11 protein-coding genes are annotated in these 20,574 nt (G+C 74.6%); 7 read left to right on the top strand and 4 right to left on the bottom strand.

Annotated elements, in window-relative coordinates; translation table 11 throughout:
• Positions 1 to 244: 244 nt before the first annotated feature.
• Both ABZ862_RS26145 and ABZ862_RS26140 read right to left on the bottom strand, forming a co-directional pair.
• Entirely contained in the window at positions 245 to 1,489 is a 1,245-nt protein-coding gene (locus tag ABZ862_RS26145; RefSeq protein WP_360962568.1) for a serine/threonine-protein kinase, read from the bottom strand.
• Between the two features lie 185 nt (positions 1,490 to 1,674).
• Positions 1,675 to 3,447 (bottom strand): serine/threonine-protein kinase, encoded by a 1,773-nt coding sequence (locus tag ABZ862_RS26140; RefSeq protein ID WP_360962851.1) that lies wholly within the window; start codon positions 3,445 to 3,447, stop codon positions 1,675 to 1,677.
• 491 nt (positions 3,448 to 3,938) lie between these two features.
• On the opposite strand from ABZ862_RS26140, the gene ABZ862_RS26135 reads away from it, so the two are divergent.
• The 6 genes from ABZ862_RS26135 (at position 3,939) to ABZ862_RS26110 (ending at position 17,151) form a co-directional block, all read left to right on the top strand.
• Positions 3,939 to 8,261: an FHA domain-containing protein gene (locus ABZ862_RS26135; protein WP_360962565.1), complete on the top strand. Its 4,323-nt coding sequence runs from the start codon at positions 3,939 to 3,941 to the stop codon at positions 8,259 to 8,261.
• 426 nt (positions 8,262 to 8,687) lie between these two features.
• Positions 8,688 to 10,109, top strand: coding sequence for an ABC transporter substrate-binding protein (locus tag ABZ862_RS26130; protein WP_360962561.1), 1,422 nt, complete (start codon positions 8,688 to 8,690; stop codon positions 10,107 to 10,109).
• Between the two features lie 7 nt (positions 10,110 to 10,116).
• Complete coding sequence (locus ABZ862_RS26125) at positions 10,117 to 11,475, top strand: sugar ABC transporter permease (RefSeq protein ID WP_360962558.1); 1,359 nt, start codon at positions 10,117 to 10,119, stop codon at positions 11,473 to 11,475.
• Positions 11,472 to 12,401 (top strand): carbohydrate ABC transporter permease, encoded by a 930-nt coding sequence (locus ABZ862_RS26120; protein WP_360962556.1) that lies wholly within the window; start codon positions 11,472 to 11,474, stop codon positions 12,399 to 12,401. Before ABZ862_RS26125 ends, ABZ862_RS26120 begins: the two co-directional genes overlap by 4 nt.
• Before the next feature lie 317 nt (positions 12,402 to 12,718).
• Positions 12,719 to 14,917, top strand: coding sequence for a CDP-glycerol glycerophosphotransferase family protein (locus ABZ862_RS26115; protein WP_360962553.1), 2,199 nt, complete (start codon positions 12,719 to 12,721; stop codon positions 14,915 to 14,917).
• A gap of 11 nt (positions 14,918 to 14,928) precedes the next feature.
• Complete coding sequence (locus ABZ862_RS26110) at positions 14,929 to 17,151, top strand: CDP-glycerol glycerophosphotransferase family protein (RefSeq protein ID WP_360962550.1); 2,223 nt, start codon at positions 14,929 to 14,931, stop codon at positions 17,149 to 17,151.
• Between the two features lie 82 nt (positions 17,152 to 17,233).
• Here the strand turns inward: ABZ862_RS26110 and ABZ862_RS26105 are convergent, their stop codons facing one another.
• A complete protein-coding gene (locus ABZ862_RS26105; RefSeq protein WP_360962547.1) occupies positions 17,234 to 17,647 on the bottom strand; it encodes an organic hydroperoxide resistance protein in 414 nt (137 codons plus the stop codon).
• A gap of 121 nt (positions 17,648 to 17,768) precedes the next feature.
• Between ABZ862_RS26105 and ABZ862_RS26100 the strand changes: the two genes are divergently transcribed.
• Positions 17,769 to 18,266, top strand: a complete 498-nt coding sequence (locus tag ABZ862_RS26100; protein WP_360962544.1) for a MarR family transcriptional regulator — start codon at positions 17,769 to 17,771, stop codon at positions 18,264 to 18,266.
• Here the strand turns inward: ABZ862_RS26100 and ABZ862_RS26095 are convergent.
• A complete protein-coding gene (locus ABZ862_RS26095; protein WP_360962541.1) occupies positions 18,214 to 20,379 on the bottom strand; it encodes a glycosyltransferase family 39 protein in 2,166 nt (721 codons plus the stop codon). The genes ABZ862_RS26100 and ABZ862_RS26095 overlap by 53 nt on opposite strands.
• Positions 20,380 to 20,574: the final 195 nt, after the last annotated feature.

The following is a 20,574-nucleotide window of genomic DNA, read 5'->3' as shown; positions in this document are numbered from 1 at the left end:
GGGGCTCCGCCCCCGGCTTTCCCACCCACCCACCCGACTCGGTGGGCTGGAGGGGTGCCCTCTCAGGGGTGCCCCTTCGCTTCCACCGAGTCGGGTGGCAGGTGGGCACAGGTCGAGTGTCCGGGAAGCGGAGCCACTGGGGCGGGGGGCAAGGGGGCCGCACCCCTGGGGCGGGGTACGAGGGGTGGTGTCCGTTCAGCTCGGCCGCGGGGTCGGGGGGCGCCCCCTTCGTCTCAGTCCGACGTCACGGAGTGGACGGTGCCGAGTGGTTCGTGTCCTGCGGAGCATCGTCGTCGCCGCCGGACGTGGCCAGCCACGCGCCCACGCCTATCGCCGCGGCGAGGGCCACCCCCACCGCCCCCAGGACGAGCCGTCGCCGCCGCGCGGCAGCGCGATGGCGGGCCGCCGAACCCGGCCGCGGGGCGCCGGAGGTGCGCGGTGCCCGTGCCGTCCCCCGGGCGCCCCCCGCAAGTTCGTCCGGCGCGGGCACCCGCATCGACGTGTGCGTGTCCCGGTTGGAGTCCGGCCTGGCGCCCGGCACCAGCGGTACCGCGCCCCGCCGTGCCCCCGCAGGCGGCGCCGGGGCCGCGGGCCGGGCGTCGGTCTGCGCCTCCGGCTCCTCCTCGGGGTCGGCGTCGGGCTCGTCGACGTCCAGCGGAGGCATCCCCGCCAGCATGGGCAGCAGTTCCCGCAGGCGCTCGCCCAGCTCGGAGGCCCGCAGCCGGGAGGCCGGGGCCTTGGCGAGGCACTGCACCATCAGCTGCCACAGCTCGTCCGGGATGCCGGGCAGCGGGACCACGCGCTCCGTGACATGGCGGCGCAGCACGGCGCCCGGGTGTCCTCCGCCGAACGGGGTGAAGCCCGCGAGCAGCTCGTACAGCACCGTGGCCAGGGCGTAGATGTCGACGGAGGCCCGCGGCGGGAGTCCCTCGACGATCTCCGGGGCCAGATAGTCAGGTGTTCCGATGATCTTCGTGGCCTTGCTGCGCTTCGGGGCGTCGATGAGTTTCGCCACACCGAAGTCGGTGAGCAGGGCACGGTGGGAGCCGCCGGGGCCGAGCGGGCCCTGCATGTCGAGGAGGACGTTCTCGGGCTTCACGTCGCGGTGCACGACCCCGGCGGCGTGCGCGGCGGCGAGACCGTCCGCGACGTCGGCGACGATCGCCACCGCGGCCTCGGGGGCGAGGCGCCGTTCGCGCTCCAGGCGGGTGCGCAGGTCGGTGCCCCGGACGAGGTCCATGACGAGCGCGAGGTCGTTGCCGTCGACGACGAGGTCGCGTACCGACACGACGTGGGGGTGTTCCAGGCCCAGCAGGGCCGTGCGCTCCTGGACGAAGCGTCCGACGAGCTCCTGGTCGGACGAGAGGTCCTCACGCAGCAGCTTGATCGCGACAGGCCCGTCGGGCCCCTCACCCAGCCACACCGTGCCGGCGCTGCCCCGCCCCAGGATCTGGTGCGCGGTGTACCGGCTGCCGATCTTCCGTCCCAAGACTGCTCCTACAGACGCGTGTTGCCGACAAAACTACGCGTCCGACGAACCGGCCTTCACCACAGAGGCGGAAATCACCCGCCAGGTATCGACAAATCCCCAGACCCGCCGCGAGTCGCGCGCACCTGAGCACCGGAACGGGACGGCCGGGAACGGAACGAGGGGGACGTGACCGCCGGAGGTGGCTAGTTCCCGCCTGTCTTCGAACCGATCTCCTTGATCCAGTGGCCCGTGGACCGGACCCAGTCGCTCAGCTGGGCCCAGTAGCCCTTGCCGGTGCCGATCCAGTGCTGCAACGGGGTCAGCTCCCAGATCAGCCAGCTCGCGACGAACAGGATGAGGATCGTGACCAGGCAGCCCTTCAGGCAGCCCAGACCGGGAATCTTCATCGGGTTCGCGCTGCGCTGCCTCGGCGGCCGGGGCTCGCGGGCGGGCCGCCGGGTCTCGGGCTGCGCCGGCGGAGCGTACCGCTGCGGGGACCTCGGCTGCTGCGGCGGGGCGTGATGCTGCGGCTGGGACGGTGCCTGCTGCGCCGGATAGCCGTAGCCCTGGCCCTGCTGGTAACCCTGCCCCTGCTGGTGGCCCTGGCCCTGCTGGTGGCGCTGCTGCTGCCGTTGCGGCGGACGCTGCACCTGGCGCCCCTGGGCCTGCGGCGGCGCCTGGCGCGGCTGCTGGTCGGGGCGGGCCACCTGGCGCTGCGGACGGCGGCGCAGCGGGTCCTCGCCGGGGTCGAGGTACTGGATCTGGGTCTGCTCGTTGCGGTCGCGGGCGGCACGCAACTGGGTCTGCCAGGGATGCGGCTGCTCGGGCTGCTGCCCGTCCCCGCCCGGCGGGCCGGGCGGCACGGGCGGCATGACCGTGGTGGGGTCGGCGGCGCCGGTGTGCGGCAGGACGGTCGTCGGGTCGGCGGCGCCCGGCGGGGGGCCGGTCTGCGGCAGCACGCTGGTCGCGGCGTTCGGGTCGTACGCCCCCGCGTTCCCGCCCGCGTGGCCCAGTACCTGGGTGTGCGGGTCGAAGGCGCCGGGCGCGCCCGGTACGGCGGCGGGGGCCGGGTCGGGGGCCAGCAGGGCGGCGACGCCGTCCGCGGCGGCGATCTGCATGCTGTTGGCGTGCACCCCGATGCCCTCGGCGACGACACGCAGGCCACGGGCGAGGTTCTCGGCGCTGGGCCGCTCGGCGGGGTTCTTGCGCAGGCAGCGCTCTATGACCGTCCACAGCGGCTCGGGGACCGTGGAGGGGCGGCGCGGCTCGGCGCTCAGGTGCTGGTGCAGCACCTCCAGAGCGGTGCTCCCGGCGAACGGGGGGCGGCCGGTGACCAGCTCGTACAGCAGGATCCCGGCGCCGTAGATGTCGACGGCGGAGGTCTGCGGGCGGCCCTCGGCGGACTCCGGCGCCACGTAGGCGGGCGTGCCGACGAACTCCTGGGTGCGGGTGAGACCGGGCGAGTCGGCGAGCCGGGCGATGCCGAAGTCGGTCAGCATCGGGTGCATCTCGCCGCCGTTCTGCCTCAGCAGCACATTGGCCGGTTTCAGATCCCGGTGGACGACCCCGTCGGTGTGGCTGGCGGCGAGCGCGTCGGCGACCTGCGCGGTGATCAGTGCGGCGCCCACCGGGGAGAACGGGCCGTTCTCACGCAGATAGCGGTGCAGGTCGGGGCCGTCGACGAGGTCCATGACCAGCGCCAGCAGATCGCCCTCCACCACCAGGTCGCGCACCCGGACGATGTTCGGGTGGGTGAGGCGGAGCAGCACGGAACGCTCGCGCAGGAACCGCATCACGATGTCCGGGTCGCTCGCGAGCTCCTCCTTGAGGACCTTGATCGCGACCATCTCACCGGGCTGGCCGGGCACGGCGGCCTCGGCACCCGCCGTCTCCCTCTGGCGTGCACGCCAGACGGTCCCGGTGGCGCCGCGTCCGAGCGGCTCCTCGAGGAAGTACTTGCTGCCTACCGGCCGCACGTCATGCGCTCCCTGCTGCTGGTTCACGTTCCGACCCACTGTAGTGCCGGAGGCCCCGGAGACGGCCTGTCGTCCGACTGTGCGTCCCGTGCGGCACCGGCGGGGCGGTGCGGGCGGGGACTCCGGTCCGGTGCCGGCGGGCCGTTCCGGTTCCGGTCCGTTCTCCACTGTCCTGAACGCACGGCACGGCGGACATGTTCGAAGGAAAGACGCTCGCCCCGGTCCCTCGGTTGCCGCACCCGGACGTGGCCGATCTCAAGCGGTCGTCCGCGTGCCGGTTCCGCGGCACTTTTGCGGGCAGAGCCGACCATTCAAGATCACTTGGTGCCGGGTGGCGGGCGGGCTGTCAGTGGCGGGTGGGAGGATGCGGGTGTACTGCTGGCCGACGTGCCCGCGTGCGGTGCCGGGGGTGGTCCGCGGTGCGGTGGGGAACCGCACGCGTCCTCGTCCCGGAGCCCGTGGGCGCCCGTGCGGAAGGGATCTCTGCGCCGATGCAGATCCGGCTGACCGTCGTAGACCCGCTGGGCCCCGCCCCGCAGCAGCGGGGGCGCGCCGCGCGCCGCGACGTGCTGGTCACGGCGCCGTCCGGGACCGCGCTGGCCGATGTGGCGTCGGCGCTGGCGGCGGCGGTCGCGGGCGACTGGGGCGGAGCGCACGAGCGCGGCCGGGAGAGCGGCGGCGCGGTCGTGCTGTACGCGGGCGCGGAGCGGCTGGACGGCAGGCGCCGCACGCTCGGCGAGCCCCCGCTGACCGACGGGGCGGTGCTGTTCCTCGGAGCACCCGGCGAACCGGAGGCGCATCCCGAGACGGACGACGCGCCGGCGCAGCTGCATGTCGTGGCCGGCCCGGACGCGGGCGGGGTGCATCTGCTGCACGGCGGCCGGATCCGCGTCGGCCGCTCCGCCGACGCGGAGGTGCCCCTGGACGACCCGGACGTCTCCCGCCTGCACTGCGCGATCACCGTCGAAGCGGACGGCCGGGTCTCGGTCGCCGACCTGGACTCCACCAACGGCACTCTGCTGGGCGGCGTCCGCGTGGGCCCCCAGGAGGTCCGCTTCCCGCCGGGCGCGCTGCTCCGTCTGGGGGAGTCGGCCCTGCGCCTCGCCCCGGCCGGCGGCCCCGGCGCCCGCGCGGCGACGGCCCCGGACGGCGAGGGCCACGTCCGTCTGACGACCGGGCCGGGAGCCGGGACGGGAGCCGGGACGGTGACGCCTGCGGCGGGCCCAGCGGCAACGGCGGCGGCAACGGCGGCGGCACCGGCAGGCTCTGCGGCTGCCACGGCGTCCGGACAGGGCGGCACCGGCCCCGTCCCCGGCGCCCACGCGCGCGTGCCGCACCAGTCGGCCGCACCGGCCGCTCCGGTGGACCCCGCCGCGGCCGCTCCGGCGGACGGCATCCACCAGGGCTACGGCCAGGCGGGCCGGGGCGCCCCGGGTCACGGCCCCGGGGAACCTCCCGTGGTCCCGGGGCGGGGTCACTTCCCGCGTGCCGGGAGCGGGGACGGCCGGGGAAGTGCGGGCGCGGCGGACGGCGAGCGGCGCGGCGGGGCCACGAGGGCGGCCGGCCTGCCCGGGCCCCGGACGGGCGGCGGGCGCGGTACGGGCGTCCCCGGGGCGGAAGCCATCGGCGGCGGCCGGGACACCCCTGCGCAGGGCCGGTGGACCACGGCGGAAGAGCCGGGACCGTTCGGGCGCGGCGCGGCCCCCGAGGACGACCCGCGCGCGCGGACCCGGGGCACGGCCGGTGACGACCAGGGCACGGGCAGCCGCCCCGGGGGACGGGCCGGCGAGGCGTACGCCCCGGGTGTCCTGGGGGAGGACGAGGGCACCCGCGCGCAACGCCGACGGGCTGCGGGCGGGGATGCCGGGGAGGCGGTCCGGACACCCGGCCGGGAGACCGCACAGGGCAGCGCGGGTCCGGCGGGTCCGCTCCACGGCCGCACCCCCGCCACGGACCCCCGCGCGTACGACCGCACCGGCCCCGGCACACCCACCGGCACGGCACACCACCACGGCACCCCCGGCGCCGGCCCCGGCACCCACCTGTACGACGACCCCGCCTCTCCCGACGCGGACACCCGCGCGTACGACCGTCACGCCCCGGGCGCCCACACCGGCCCGGCGCACCGGCACGGCACACCCGGCACCGAGGCAGGCACCCGCCCGTTCGACGACCGGACCGGCCCCGGCGCGGACCTTCGTGCGCGTGGCCGGGGTGTCCCCGGTGCGCCCACGGCCGCGGGCAATCCGCCCGTGGCTCACGCCACCGGGCCGTCCGACGCGAGCGGGGACGGCGGTCCCGCCCCGGCCCCCGGTCCCGTCCCCCACCCCACCGCCGACGCCTCGCACACCGCTCGCAAGCGAGGCGGCCTGTCCGCCTGGGCGCGGAGGCTGGCCGGAGGCAAGGGGGCGCAGCCGCACGAGACGGGCGGCGCCGGAGCCGGTGCCGCCCCGGGTGACGCCGTACGGGCGCAGCAGCCGGAGACCTGGCCGGACCCGGCGGCGTTGCTGCTGACGGCGCTGGGCCCCGGCCCACGGCTGTGGGAGCGCGGGGCCGGGCATCCCGAGGCTCTGACGGTGCGGCTGGGCACGGCCGACCGTACGGCTCCCGACGGTGCCGGTCTGCTGCCCGCCGTACCGGTGACCGCCGCGCTGCGCGAGGCCGGTGCGCTGGGCCTGGCCGGGCCGCGTCCCCGGCTGGCCGGGCTGGCCCGCTCGGTGCTGGCCCAGCTCACCGCGCTGCACTCCCCCGAGGTACTGGAGGTGGTGCTGCTCAGCACGGACCGGGCCCGCCCGGTCGAGGAGCGCACCGACGAGTGGTCCTGGCTCGGCTGGCTGCCCCATCTGCGTCCGGCCCGCGGGCAGGACTGCCGTCTCCTGGTCGCCTACGACCGTGAACAGGCCATGGCCCGCACGGCCGAACTCCTGCGCCGGCTGGACGACCCCACGGCACGCCGTACACACGGCACGCATGACCCGCACGAACCGCGTGATGCGCACGACACGCGGGGCGGGCACGACACGCCGGGCACGCCGGTGGAGGCCTTCCCCGGCCCGTACAGCGTGGTCGTCGTGGACGGTGACCCCGGTGGCGCCGATCTGCGGGAGGCGGTGGCGCGGCTGGCGCTGGAGGGGCCCGCGGCCGGGATCCATGTGCTGTGCCTCGCGGAGACCGACCCGGCCTCGTTCGCCTCCCCGGTGACGGAGACGTACACGGCGGCCTGCGCGGTGTCGGCGCCCTTCCGCGTCTGCGGGGCCGTCGCGCTGCTCGGCGGTGACGTGGCGACCGCGCTGCGCCTGATGCGTGTGGCGCACGGCGCGCCCGTGGGGCCCGGCACCGTGGCCGCCGTGGACGCGGTGTCGTCCGCCTGGGCCGAGCGGTTCGCGCGGGCTCTCGCGCCGCTGCGCACCGATGCCGCCCAGGGCGGGCCGCACACGGGCGTGTCGGCTCCGCTGCCGCCGTCGGCCCGGCTGCTGGACGAGCTGGGCCTGGCCAGGGCCACCCCGGCCTCGCTGATGGCACGCTGGGCGGACGCGGCCGACGACACCGGCTCACCCGGCGGCCGGGCCCGCGCCGTACTCGGTGCCGGACCGCGCGGCCCGCTGGTCGCCGATCTCGTGGCCGACGGCCCGCATCTGCTGATAGAGGGGCCCCCTGGCAGCGGCCGGACGGAGCTGCTGCGGGCCGTGGTGGCCTCGCTCGCGTCGGCCGAGCGCCCCGACCGGCTCGGCATCGTCCTCGTCGACGGCCGTGACCGCCGAGACGGCCGCGACGGCACCGGCACGTCCGGCGGCCAGGGCGGCACGCACGGCCCCCACGGTCTGCACGGCCCGCACGCGGCCCCCGGGGCCCACGGGGCGGCCGGTCCCGGCGACGGTCTGGGCGTGTGCACCGAGGTGCCGCACGCCACCACCCATCTGACCGCCGACGACCCGGTGCGGATGCGGGAGTTCGCGCAGTCGCTGGCCGCCGAGCTGAAGCGGCGGGCCGAGCTGCTGGGCCGGGCCGACTTCGCCGAGTGGCACACGCACACGCGGACCCGCTCCGAACCGACGGGCCGCATCGTCCCGCAGCGCACGGCGGGCGGCCGCGCCACCGGCACGGCCGCCCCGGGGTCGGCCTCCGCGTCCGCCTACGTCTCCGCGTCCGCCAACACCTCGGCCTCCGCCTCCGTCTCCCCTGCCAACGGCGATCTGGAGAGCCCGCCGAGCACCACCCTCCGCCTGCGGCCGCCCTCCGCCGCCCGGCAGACCGAGGCCGCGCCACCGCTGCCCCGGCTCGTGGTGGTCGTGGACGACCTGGACGCGCTGGTCTCCCCGGCACTGGGGTCGCCCGGGCGGCCCGCGGCGGGCTCGGTGCTGCGGGCGCTGGACGCGGTGGCCCGGGAGGGCGAACGGCTCGGCGTGCACCTGGTCGTGGCGACGGGCCCCGGCAGCCGTGCGGCGGACACCGAACCGGCGCACCGGGCCACGCTCCGCGTCACGCTCGACACGCCACCCGCACAACGAACCGCCGACGCCGATCCCCGGAGCGGGGAGCCCGGTGACGAACCGGCCCCGGGGCGCGGCCGGCTGACGTTCCCCGACGGCCGGGTGACCGCTTTCCAGGGCGGCCGGGTCACGGGCCGCATACCCCGTACCGCCACCCTGCGTCCCACGGTGGTGGCGTTGGAGTGGCAGCGCATGGGTGACCCGCCGGCCCGCCGCCAGGTCCGCGAACTGGGCAACGGCCCGACGGACCTGGCCCTGCTGGCGAGTGCCCTGGAACGGGCGGCCCGTTCGGTCACGGCAGCCGAGGTCCCGTCCCTCCTCTGAGCCCCCGTCACCTGCCCGCACACCCGGGCACCTCCACCCACACCCGCCCGGAGGCCGACCCGGACGCCTCCACCCACTGCCCACCCACCGATACCCCCGCGCGAGGAGCCCGGAGCAGAAACGGCCTCCCCGCGGCCGACCGCGGTACGAGAACTCCCGTACCGCGGCGACAGGGCCGCCGCCCCGCACCCGCACGCCCCGCACGCCCCGTACGACCGCCCGCGCAACCCCCGCCCAACACCCCCACAAGCCCCACCCAACACCCCCGCAGCCCTCACCCGGTTGCCTGTGACGGCACGTCACGACGCGGTCACGATCACCCGTTTGCCGAGGCAGGCACTCTTGCCGCCCTCACACGGACGGGCGTAGACCAGATCGCACGGGACAGCGCTCGACGTTCAACGAGGAACGAAGAACGGGGCAGTGATGCGCAGCACGAGCACCAGAACGAGCACGAGCAGCAGCACGATCCGGACCGCCAGGACCACCCGGACCGCCAGGACCGCGGCAGCCGTCACCGTGGGGGCCCTGGCGCTCTCGCTCACCGCGTGCGGCGGCGGCGACGGCAAGAAGAGCGACGGCGGCAAGAGCACCGCCGGGGCCACGACGGCGGGCAGCACCGTCACCCTTCCCCAGTTGAAGGGGGCGAGCCTCGAGGTGGCCGCCGTCTGGACCGGTCAGGAGCAGAAGAACTTCAAGCAGGTCCTCGCGGAGTTCGAGAAGCGCACGGGCGCCAAGGTCACCTTCGTGCCCGCGCAGGACCCGATCATCAACTTCCTCGGTTCGAAGATCGCGGGCGGTCAGCCGCCGGACGTGGCGCTGCTCCCCCAGCCCGGGGCCATCAAGCAGGCCGTGGACAAGAAGTGGGCCAAGCCGCTGGGCGCCGAGGCGCAGGCGGAACTGGCGAAGAACTACTCGCAGGGCTGGCAGGACATCGGCAAGGTCGGCGGCAAGCAGTACGGCGTGTATTACAAGGCCGCGAACAAGTCGCTGGTCTGGTACAACGCGAAGGTCTTCGAGAACGCGGGCGCCAAGGAGCCGAAGACCTGGCAGGAGCTGATGACGGCCGCGCAGGCGGTGTACGACTCGGGCGTCACCCCGTTCTCGGTGGCCGGCGCGGACGGCTGGCCGCTGACGGACTGGTTCGAGAACGTGTACCTGTCGCAGGCGGGCCCGGAGAAGTACGACCGGCTCGCCCAGCACAAGATCAAGTGGACGGACCCGTCGGTGAAGCAGGCGCTGACGACGCTGGCGCAGATCTGGGGCAAGAAGGACTATGTGGCGGGCGGTCAGGACGGCGCGTTGCAGACGGAGTTCCCGAAGTCGGTGACCCAGACCTTCACCGGTGGCGACCAGCCGAAGGCGGCGATGGTCTACGAGGGCGACTTCGTGCAGGTCAACATCGCCGAGACCAAGGCGAAGGTGGGCACGGACGCGAAGGTGTTCCCGTTCCCGGCGGTGGGTTCGAGCGCGCCGGTGGTCTCGGGCGGTGACGCGGCGGTGATCCTGAAGGACTCCAAGGCGGCGCAGGCGCTGGCCACCTTCCTGGCCTCCCCGGACGCGGCGACGATCCAGGCGAAGCTGGGCGGCTATCTCTCCCCCAACAAGAACGTGCCGGACTCCGCGTACCCGAACGAGGTGCAGCGCACGATCGCCAAGTCGCTGATCGCGTCCGGTGACGACTTCCGCTTCGACATGTCCGACCAGGCGCCGCAGGCGTTCGGCGGCACGCCCGGCAAGGGCGAGTGGAAGGACCTCCAGGACTTCCTGAAGAACCCGTCGGACGTGGCGGGCGCGCAGGCGAAACTGGAGAAGGACGCGGCGGCGGCGTACGGCGGCGGGAGCTGATCGGGGGATGACGCCGGCCACGGCGGCGGGGGCGGGAGCCGCCCCCGCCGCGCCCAAGTCACCGCGGTACCCGAAGAGCCGGAGCGTCACCGGCACCCGCAGGTCCGTGGCGGTGCTGTTCCTGCTGCCCGCCCTGGTCCTGCTCGGCGCGCTCGTGGTCTACCCGATCGGGTACTCGGTCGTCCGCAGCCTCTACGACTCCTCCGGGCACGGTTTCGCCGGATTCGACAACTACAAGGCCCTGTTCACGGACGACGGCATCCGCACCGCCCTGAAGAACAACATCATCTGGGTGATCGTGGCGCCCGCCGTCTCCACCGCGCTCGGCCTGGTCTTCGCGGTGCTGACCGAACGGGTCCGCTGGGGCACGGCGTTCAAGCTGATCGTCTTCATGCCGATGGCGATCTCGATGCTCGCCGCCGGCATCATCTTCCGGCTGGTCTACGACCAGGACCCGGACAAGGGCGTCGCGAACGCGGTGTGGGTGGGCGTCCACGACACGTTCGTCCGGTCGTCGTCGTTCCCGAACGCCCATCCGGGCCGGCAGTCGCCGCTGAAGCCCGACCACGGCGGGTTCGTCACGTCGGCCGCGGTGCACACCGGGCAGACCGTCACCCTGCCGCTGGTGGGGGTCGCGCCGGACCGGATGCCCGACGGCGCGAAGAAGGCCGTCGCGGGCCGGCCCGAACCGGGCAAGATCACCGGCACCACCTGGCAGGACTTCACCCGCGGCAGGGGCGTCGGCAGGCTGGGCGTGCCGGACCCGGCCGAGCTGGGCTACCCCGGGATGCGCGTCGAGGCGGTGCGGGACGGCAAGGTGGTGGCGTCGGCGAAGGCGGCGGACGACGGCACGTTCACGCTGCCCGCCACCGCCGACGGGGCGCGGCTCAGGCTCCCGGCGGGCAACTTCAGGGAGCCGTACAACGGCGTGAACTGGCTGGGCCCGTCCCTGGTCACCCCGGCGATCATCGGCAGCTACGTCTGGATGTGGGCGGGCTTCGCGATGGTGCTGATCGCGGCGGGCCTCGCGGGCATGCCGAGGGAGCTGCTGGAGGCCGCGCGGGTGGACGGCGCCAACGAGTGGCAGGTGTTCCGGAGGATCACCGTCCCGCTGCTCGCGCCGGTCCTCGCGGTCGTCACCGTCACCCTCATGATCAATGTGCTGAAGATCTTCGACCTGGTCTTCATCATCGCCCCGGGCTCCTCCCAGGACGACGCCGACGTGCTGGCGCTGGAGCTGTACCGGAAGGGCTTCGCCGAGGACCAGCCGGGCATCGCGAGCGCGATCGCGGTGTTCCTGCTGCTGCTCGTCATCCCGGTGATGCTGTTCAACATCCGCAGACTCAGGCGGGAGGTACGGCGATGACGACGGCGCACGCCGAGAGCGTCACCGAGCCGGCCGGCGCACGGGCCGGCGCACGGGCCGCCGCGGCCGGGCGCGGGCCCTCGCTCGGGGAGCGGCTGACGGGTCTGCTGAGCGGCGGACTGGTCCGCGTCTTCCTGATCCTGGTCGGCCTGTTCTGGCTGGTCCCCACGATCGGGCTGCTGCTGTCCTCGCTGCGCACGCCGGAGGACATGAGCGCGAGCGACTGGTGGAAGGTGTTCAGCGAGCCCTCGCAGCTCACCTTCGGCAGCTACACGAAGCTCCTGGAGAACAGCGACATCACGAGTTCCCTGGTGAACACGCTGCTGATCACGGTCCCGGCGACCCTGCTCGTCGTCGTGATCGGCTCCCTCGCGGGCTACGCGTTCGCGTGGATGGAGTTCCCGGGCCGTGACTGGTGGTTCCTGGGCGTGGTCGGGCTGCTGGTCGTGCCGGTGCAGGTGGCGCTCATCCCGATCGCGGAACTCTTCGGCAGGATCGGGCTGTTCGGCACGATCTTCGGGGTGGTGCTGTTCCACACCGGGTTCGGTCTGCCGTTCGCGGTGTTCCTGCTGCGGAACTTCTTCGCCGAGATCCCCCGCGAACTGCTGGAGGCGGCCCGGCTCGACGGCGCGGGTGAACTGCGGCTGTTCACCCGGGTCGTGATGCCGCTGGGCGGTCCGGCGATCGCCAGCCTCGGCATCTTCCAGTTCCTGTGGGTGTGGAACGACATGCTGGTCGCGCTGGTGTTCACCAAGTCGAGCACCCAGCCGATCACGGTCGCCCTGCAGACGCAGGTACGGCAGTTCGGCAACAACATCGACGTCCTGGCGCCCGGCGCGTTCATCTCGATGGTGATCCCGCTGGCCGTGTTCTTCGCGTTCCAGCGGCAGTTCGTGTCCGGTGTGATGGCCGGGGCGGTCAAGTAGCGTTCCGGCGCATACCTGTTCGAGGAGGCGGGCCGACGGCGGCCCGCCTCCTCGCGTTCGCCGACCGTCCTGCGCGCGGCCGGGAGAACGACCGTAACCAGATCACACCACCGGCCGTTTTCCAGGAGGACGGGCCGTCGTACGCCCGCGCCGACCGACGTCCGTCACGTGTTCCACGCCGACCGTCGTCCGCCGTCGGTCCACGCCGTACGACACCCGTCGCCCGTCCACGCCGTACGACGCCGCGTGCCCGCGCCGCGTGCCCGCTTCCCCGGTGCCCGCGCCGTGTCCCCGCGCCGTCCGACCGAGAGAGCAGAATGCCCCGCTTCAGCATCATCGTCCCGTCCCACGGGGCCGCCGGGCGGCTGTCCCAGGCACTGGACTCGGTCCTCGGCCAGTCCTGCGACGACCTCCAGCTGATCCCCGTGACCGACGCCCCCGGCTGCCCCGCCGACGACGTGGCGGCCGGTCACGCCGGGCGGGACTCCCGGGTGACCCCGGTGCACTCACCGCCCGCCGCGGGCCTGAGCGGGGCACGCAACGCGGGCCTGCGGGCGGCGACCGGCACCTACGTGCTGTTCCTCGACGGCGACGACCTGCTGGCACCCGGCGCGCTCACCGCGCTGGAGACCCGCCTCGCGCGGACGGGCGACGTCGACGTCCTCTACGCCGAGCACGAGCGGGTGCCCTGGTGGGAGGGCGAGCCGACCCGGCCGCCGCTGCTGCCGGACGCCGCCCCCGACGGCGCCTTCGCCCCGGAGCGGGTGCCGTCCCTCACCGGCGTGCCCGTCCCGGCGTGGAGCGCCGCCTACCGCCGCGACTTCCTCACCGAGCATCACCTCACCTTTCCCGACGGCCACTTCACCGACACCGGCTGGGGCGGCCTGGTGACCCTGCACGCGGGGCGGATCGCCGTGCTGCGCTCGGTCCTCGTACGGCACCGGCTGCGGCGGCAGGGCAGCCGGCTCAACGCGCCCGGACCGCACCAGCACGACCTGCTCGACCAGGTGGACCTGGTGCTGACCCGGGCCGCCGAACGGCAGGCGACGCCCGAGCAGTCGTACGCCCTGTTCACCCAGCTGTTCGCCCTGGTGCTGCGGTCGGCCGCCCGCCCCGGGCGGCAGCCGTCCGGCCGCCGCGCCTTCTTCCGCCGGGCCGCCCGCCTGTACCGCCGGCACCGTCCGGCCGGGTACCGGACGCCCGGCGGCAGCCTCGGCGTGCAGCACCGGCTGCTGGCCCGGGGCGCCCACGGCGCCTTCCGCGCCCTCCGGGGCGTCAACCGGACGGCGGTCCGGACGGCCGGGGCCGTACCCCGCCCGCACATGCTGCGCACCCGGCTGCGCTACGCCCGCGATCTGCGCCGCCCGCTGGATCCGGACCTGGCCGTCTACTGCGCCTACTGGGGCCGCGGTTACACCTGCAACCCGGCCGCGATCCACGCCAAGGCCCGTGAACTCGCCCCGCACATCCGGTCGGTGTTCCTCGTCGAGCCCGGCCGGGAACACACCCTGCCGGACGGCGTCGAGTACGCGCTGATCGGCAGCCGCCGCTACTGGGAGGTGCTGGCCCGCGCCACGTACCTCGTGAACAACGCCAACTTCGCCGAAGGTGTCGTCAAACGCCCCGGCAGCGTCCACCTCCAGACACAGCACGGCACACCGCTGAAGAAGATGGGCGTCGACCAGTCGACGTACCCCGTGGTCGCCGCGCAGACCGGCAGCTTCACCAGACTGCTGAGCCGCGTGGACCGCTGGGACTACAACCTCTCCTCCAACAGCCACTCCACCCAGATGTGGGAACGCGCCTTCCCCGGCTCCTGGGAGGCGCTGGAGTACGGCTACCCGCGCAACGACGTGTACTGCACGGCGACCGCCGCCGACGTGGCCCGCGTCCGGCGCGGACTCGGCGTCCCCGAGGGCGCGACCGCCGTCCTCTACGCCCCCACCCACCGCGACCACCGCACCGGCTTCGAGACCGGCCTCGACCTGGAGGCGTTCTGCCGGGCGGCCGGGGACGACGTCGTGGTCCTGCTGCGCGCCCACTACTTCTACGACCGCGGCCCCCTGGAACGGGCCACCGGCCGGATCATCGACGTCACCGCCCATCCTTCCGCCGAGGACGTCTGCCTGGCCGCGGACGCACTGGTCACCGACTACTCGTCGATCATGTTCGACTACGCCTGCCTGGACCGGCCGATCGTGGTGTACGCCGACGACTGGGAGGTCTACCGGGACACCCGCGGCGTCTACTTCGACCTCCTGGCCGCTCCCCCGGGCGCCGTGGCCAGAACCCCGGACGAACTGGCCGCCGTGTTCCGCGACGGCTCGTACGCAGGAGCGGAACCGGCCCGGCTGAGGGCCGCCTTCCGCGCCCGCTTCTGCGAGTTCGACGACGGCCGGGCCGCCGAACGGGTCGTACGCAGGGTGCTGCTGGGCGAGCCGCCGGAGGCCCTGCCGCCCCTGGTGCCGCTCGCCGAGCGCGTGCCCGCCCCCGCCGCCGCGACCTCCGCCCCCTGAGGAGCCGACCCGTGCCCCGCATCAGCGTCATCGTGCCCTGCTTCAAGGTGCAGGGCTTCCTGCGCGAGTGCCTCGACTCGGTGCTGGAACAGTCGTTCGCCGACATCGAGGTGATCGCCGTCGACGACCGCTCCCCGGACGGCTCCGGCGCGATCCTCGACGAGTACGCCGCCCGCGACCCGCGCGTCACGGTGCTGCACCTCGCGGAGAACGTCGGCCTCGGCCGCGCCCGCAACGCCGGACTCGCCCGTGCAACCGGCGACTTCCTCCTCTTCCTCGACAGCGACGACACCCTCGTTCCCGGCGCCCTCGCCGCCGTCGCCGCCCGGCTGGAGGAGAGCGGCGACCCGGACGTGCTGGTCTTCGACTACGCCCGCACCTACTGGTGGGGCGGCACCCGCCGCAACGCCCTCGCCGAGGTGCTCGCGGAGGCCGGCGACGGCACCTTCACCACCGCCGAACACCCCCGGATCCTCGACCTGTTGATGGTGGTGTGGAACAAGGTGTACCGGCGGGACTTCGTCACGGAGAACGGCTTCGCCTTCCCGCCGGGCTACTACGAGGACACCCCCTGGACGTTCCCGGTGATGCTCAGCGCGGGACGGATCGCCGTGCTCGACCGGATCTGCCTCGCCTACCGCCAGCGCAGACAGGGCAACATCCTGTCCACCACCAGCCGCAAGCACTTCGACATCCACGACCAGTACGAGCGGGTCTTCACGTTCGTGGACTCCCACCCGGAACTCACGGGCTGGCTGCCGTACCTGCACCGCAAGATGGGCGAGCACTGCCTCGACATCCTCGCCAAACCGGACCGGCTGCCGCCCGCCGACCGGCACGAGTTCTTCCGGCGCACGGCACGGATGTTCCGCGAACGACGGCCCGACGGCGCGCGCGTGGACGGTGAACTGCGACTGCTGACCGCGGGCTGGACCGCGTACCGCGCCGGCCGGCAGGTCCGGCGGGCCGGCCGGGGGCTCGGACGGGGCGCCGGGGCCGTGGGACGGTCGGTCGCCGGGCGCACCGGACGGGGCTGGTCGACGCTGCACGCACTGCGTCCGCTGGACGACCACCTCGTCGTCTACTCCGCGTTCTCGCACCGCGGCATGCTCGGCGACCCGGCGGCCGTCTACCGCGCACAGCGGGAGTTCGCGCCGCGGCTGCGCGGGGTGTGGGTGGTGGAGGACGCCGGGCAGGCGGCCCTGCTGCCGTCCGGCACCGAGCACGTCCTGCTCGGCTCGCGCCGCTTCCACGAGGTCACCGCGCGCGCCACGTACTTCGTCAACAACGTCAACTGGCCCGGCACCCTGGCCAAACGCCCCGGCAGCGTCTACATCCACACCCACCAGGGCACCCCGCTGAAGTACATGGCGGCCGATCTGCTGGACAAACCGGGCGGCCGCTACGGCGTCGACGTGCCGCAGATGCTGCGCCGCGCCGACCGCTGGGACCACAGCCTGGTCGCCAACCGGCACTCCGAGGTGGTGTGGGAACGGGCCTACCCCTGCCACTTCGCGTCCGCGCGCACCGGGAGCCCCCGGAACGACGTGCTGGTGAACGCCTCGGACGCGGACGGTGCCGCGTTCCGCTTCCGGTACGGCATCCCGGAGGACCACACCGTCGTGCTGTACGCCCCGACCCGGCGCGACCATGTCCGTGGCGGCCACTGCGAGCGCGTCGACCTGACCGCCCTCGCCGCCTCGCTGGGCGAGGGCCACACGCTCGTGGTGCGGCTGCATCCCTCACTGGCGACCGGTCCCGCGCGGGGGATGGGCCTCGCCGAACTGCACCGGCGCGGTGTCCTCGTCGACGCGACGGACGAACCGCACGTCGAGGAGGTCATGCTCGCCTCCGACGCGCTGATCACCGACTACTCGGCCCTGATGTTCGACTACGCCAACCTGGACCGGCCCGTCGTGATCCACGCCGACGACTGGGCCACCTTCACCGCGAGCCGGGGCGCCTACTTCGACGTGACGGCCGAGCCGCCGGGGCATGTGTCCCGCTCCGACCGGGAGCTGCGGTGGCTGTTCGCCTCGGGGGCCTGGCGGGACGAGGAGTCGGCGCGGCTGCGGGCGGCCTTCCGGGCGCGGTTCTGCGAGTTCGACGACGGACGGGCCGCCGAGCGGGTCGTCCGGACGCTGCTGCTCGGCGAGCCGTCGCCGTCCGCGCCCGGGGCCGCCGGGGCGCCCGGTGCGGCGGCGGGGCGGGAGGGGCTGCTCGCGGCGGGGTGACGTCCCGGAGGAACCGGCCGCTCCCGGCCGCTCCCAGCCGTCATCCACCGGCCGCCACCCGCCGTGCGCCATTCGCCGTGCGTCACTCCACGACGAGGTCGACGTCGATGTTGCCGCGGGTGGCGTTGGAGTAGGGGCAGACCTGGTGGGCCTGCTCGACCAGCTTGCGGCCCGTCGCCTCGTCCACGGATCCGGGCAGTTCCACGCGCAGCGTCACCTTCAGACCGAAGCCCTCGCCCTGCTTGCCTATGCCGACCTCGGCGGTCACCGCGGCATCGCTGACGTCCACCTTCGCCGCGCGGCCGACGAGGCCGAGGGCGCTGCCGAAGCAGGCGGCGTAACCGGCGGCGAACAGCTGCTCGGGGTTGCTGCCCTGGCCGTTGCCGCCCAGTTCCACCGGCATGGCCAGCGGGAGGTCGATCCGGCCGTCGGAGGAGACGGCACGGCCCTCACGGCCGTGGGTGGCGGTGGCGACAGCGGTGTAGAGCGCGTCCATGGAGAACCATCCCTCTCGAGTCACGTTGCGGCGGCCTCTCCGGCCGCCTCACGACCATGAGTAGAGCACACAATTCAATTGTGCACAACTGAATGTCGCCCACCGGGGTACCCTGGAGGGCATGAACGCGACCCCGCCCACCGCCGCCGAGCAGGACCAGCGGGAGGACTGGCTCCGTCTGGACCTCCAGATCTGCTTCTCCCTGCACGCCGCGGCCCGCGCCTTCAACGGCGTCTACCGGGTGATCCTCAAGGACCTCGGCCTCACCTATCCGCAGTACCTGGTGATGATGGTGCTGTGGGAGGACGGCGACCTGCCCGTGAAGAAGCTGGGCGAGCGGCTGCGTCTCGACTCCGGCACGCTGTCCCCGCTGGTCAAGCGGCTGGAGGCGGCGGGGCTCGTACGGCGGGAGCGCAGCGCGCGGGACGAACGGTCGGTGGAGGTGCGGCTGACCGCACAGGGGGCGGCGCTGCGGGAGCGGGCGCTCGAGGTGCCGGGGCGGATCGTCGCCGCGACCGGGGTGCCGGCCGCTGAGGTCGGCGACCTGAAGGAACGGCTCGACTCCCTCACCAGGGCGCTGGACGCGGCGGCGCTGCGGGAGACGCCGGAGTGCGGATAGGCGGGCGGCGCGTGTAGAGGCGCAGGGCCACCGCACCCCGTACGGATTCCTCGCGGAGGGTGAACTGCTCCTCCACCACGGTCAGTTTGGCCCGCTCGGCCGGATCGCCCGGATAGCCCGGGGCGTCCAGGACCCGCCGCTCGGCGACCACCCAGACCTGCCGCAGCCCGGCAAGCCGGCGGCGCAGGGTCCGCTCGCCCGTCTCACGGCCGTAGAGCGTCCCCGAACCGGCCGCGGGCCCCGCCAGCGCCACGTCACGCGTGCCGCGGAACCCGGCCGGATACGCCAGGGCCGTGCCGCGGGCGTGGGAGGGCAGGAACAGCACCGGGTCCCCGGGCCGCAGTTCCCGCCCGGCGAGCGCGGCGACCAGGGCCAGGTCGTCGGGCCGGGTGGCCGCGAGACGGTCGGCCCGCAGGACGGGGAGCTGGACGACGAGGACGGCGCCGACGGCCAGCACCCCGGCAGCGGCGACGACGCGGGAGCGGACGGTGCCGGAGCGGCGGGGCGCGGGCGGGCCGGGGCGAGGGCCCGGGGGTGAGTTCGCGGGAACGCCCGGACGGCGGGGGCGTGGGCCGGCCGGCCCGCCCGGGAAGCGGGGGGCTGGGTCGCGCGGAGGGCGGCGCGGCCACCGGTCCGCGGACCCGTCGGACCCGTCGGACCCGGTGGACCTGACCGGTCGCTCCGTGCGGAGCGGGCCGAGGACGGTGACCGGCGGCAGCACGCCGGGAAGACGGGGCGGAGGGGCCGGGGAACGGCGGTCCGGGACGACGCGCGAGCGGGTGCGCGGCAGGCAGTGGCGCAGCCGGCGCCCGGCGGCACCGACCAGCCCCTTCACCCGGCGCACCCCGAGCCCGGACACCACCGACGGCGCCCCCGGCGACATCTCCGGCGCACGGGCCGGACCGGTCGGCGGGCGACGGTCCGGCACGGCACGCGAGCGGCTGCGCGGGAAACGGCGCTCCGGCCACGGCACGGTGATCCGGATCGGCCGCCTGGCGCCGCGTGCCCCGGGCACCGTGACCGGCGGGGGCAGCGGTGGCCGGACGAGGCTGCGCGGGCGCGCCGGAGGCCGAAGGCCCGGGACGACGCGCGAGTCTGCGCGGGGGGAGTCGCGGGGGGACCGCCGGTACGGGAGCCGGGTCAGGCGGTCCGCGCCGAGCGCGGTGAGCAGGGGGGCGCCGGCGAGGGCGTACAGGACGTAGCGGTCCACGTACAGCGGGGTGGCCAGGGACGCCGTCATCAGGACGGCCGGCGGCACCAGCAGCAGCGGGAGGGCCACCCCGGCGGCGGTCGGCTCGCCCCGGCGGCCCAGGACGCCGGCCGCTCCCAGCACGGCGAGGACCAGACAGATCCGGTAGACCGGGTCGGACTGGCCGAGGAACTCCCGCACCAGCCATTCGGCGGTGGCCGGATCCGGTTCGCGCACCCAGGCGAGCTGGGCCGACTGCGTCCGGGACACCAGGACGAGGGGGACGAGCGTCAGGGCGGCGGTGCCCGCGGCCACGGCCCACCCGCGCCACACCGGCCACGGCGTCCGGGCGAGCGCGAGCGTCATCGCGTGCGCGAGGAGGAGCAGCACCGCGAACTCGTGCAGCCAGCAGGTGACGCCGACGAGCACACCGTACGGCCACCAGGACCGGCCGCCGCCGCTCACCGCCCGTACGAGCAGCAGCGTCGCGCCGGTGGCCCCGGCCGCGACCAGGGCGTAGGAGCGGCCCTCCTGCGCGTAGTGGTCGGCCATCGGGGTGACCGCGTACAGCAGCCCGGCCCACAGGCCGACACGCGGCCGGGCCAGCCGGGTGCCGAGTGCGGCGATCAGTCCGGCGGTCACGGCCGCCGCGCACACCGACGGCAGCCGCAGCGGGACCTCGCCGGCGCGGACGGCGAGGACGGCGTGCATGAGCAGGTAGTACAGGCCGTGCACGGCGTCGACCGAGTGCAGCAGCCGCCAGATCTGCGGCACCGAGCGGCGGGCGACCTGGAAGGTGACGGCCTCGTCGCGCCATATGCCGCCGCGGTCCAGGCCCCACAGCCCCAGTACGAGCATCACGGCGGCGGGCACCGTCACGGCCACGGCACGACGGATCCGGCTCGGTTCCCAACTGCTCTGCATGGTCCGATTTTCAGGAATTAGCTCTTCTTTAGGATGTATTGATGGCGTATATACGCCGATACGCCATCCACCCGGCTTAGGCTCGTTGGTGATGAGGCCCCTGACACGCCGTCGGACACACGGCCTGGCGAGCCGTCCGACGCGCCCCCCGACCCCCCTTTCGCCCGCGCTGTTCCTCGGTGCCGCCTGGCTGGC

This window comes from Streptomyces sp. NPDC047000 (genome assembly GCF_040644295.1).
GTDB lineage: Bacteria > Actinomycetota > Actinomycetes > Streptomycetales > Streptomycetaceae > Streptomyces.
The sequence above is the reverse complement of the archived record's forward strand: the minus strand, read 5'-3'. Positions and strand labels throughout refer to the sequence as shown.

Coding starts and splice junctions, on each gene's coding strand:
- ABZ862_RS26135 (WP_360962565.1), top strand. CDS start 3,939: ATGCAGATCCGGCTGACCGTCGTAGACCCGCTGGGCCCCGCCCCGCAG.
- ABZ862_RS26130 (WP_360962561.1), top strand. CDS start 8,688: ATGCGCAGCACGAGCACCAGAACGAGCACGAGCAGCAGCACGATCCGG.
- ABZ862_RS26125 (WP_360962558.1), top strand. CDS start 10,117: ATGACGCCGGCCACGGCGGCGGGGGCGGGAGCCGCCCCCGCCGCGCCC.
- ABZ862_RS26120 (WP_360962556.1), top strand. CDS start 11,472: ATGACGACGGCGCACGCCGAGAGCGTCACCGAGCCGGCCGGCGCACGG.
- ABZ862_RS26115 (WP_360962553.1), top strand. CDS start 12,719: ATGCCCCGCTTCAGCATCATCGTCCCGTCCCACGGGGCCGCCGGGCGG.
- ABZ862_RS26105 (WP_360962547.1), bottom strand. CDS start 17,647: ATGGACGCGCTCTACACCGCTGTCGCCACCGCCACCCACGGCCGTGAG.
- ABZ862_RS26100 (WP_360962544.1), top strand. CDS start 17,769: ATGAACGCGACCCCGCCCACCGCCGCCGAGCAGGACCAGCGGGAGGAC.
- ABZ862_RS26095 (WP_360962541.1), bottom strand. CDS start 20,379: ATGCAGAGCAGTTGGGAACCGAGCCGGATCCGTCGTGCCGTGGCCGTG.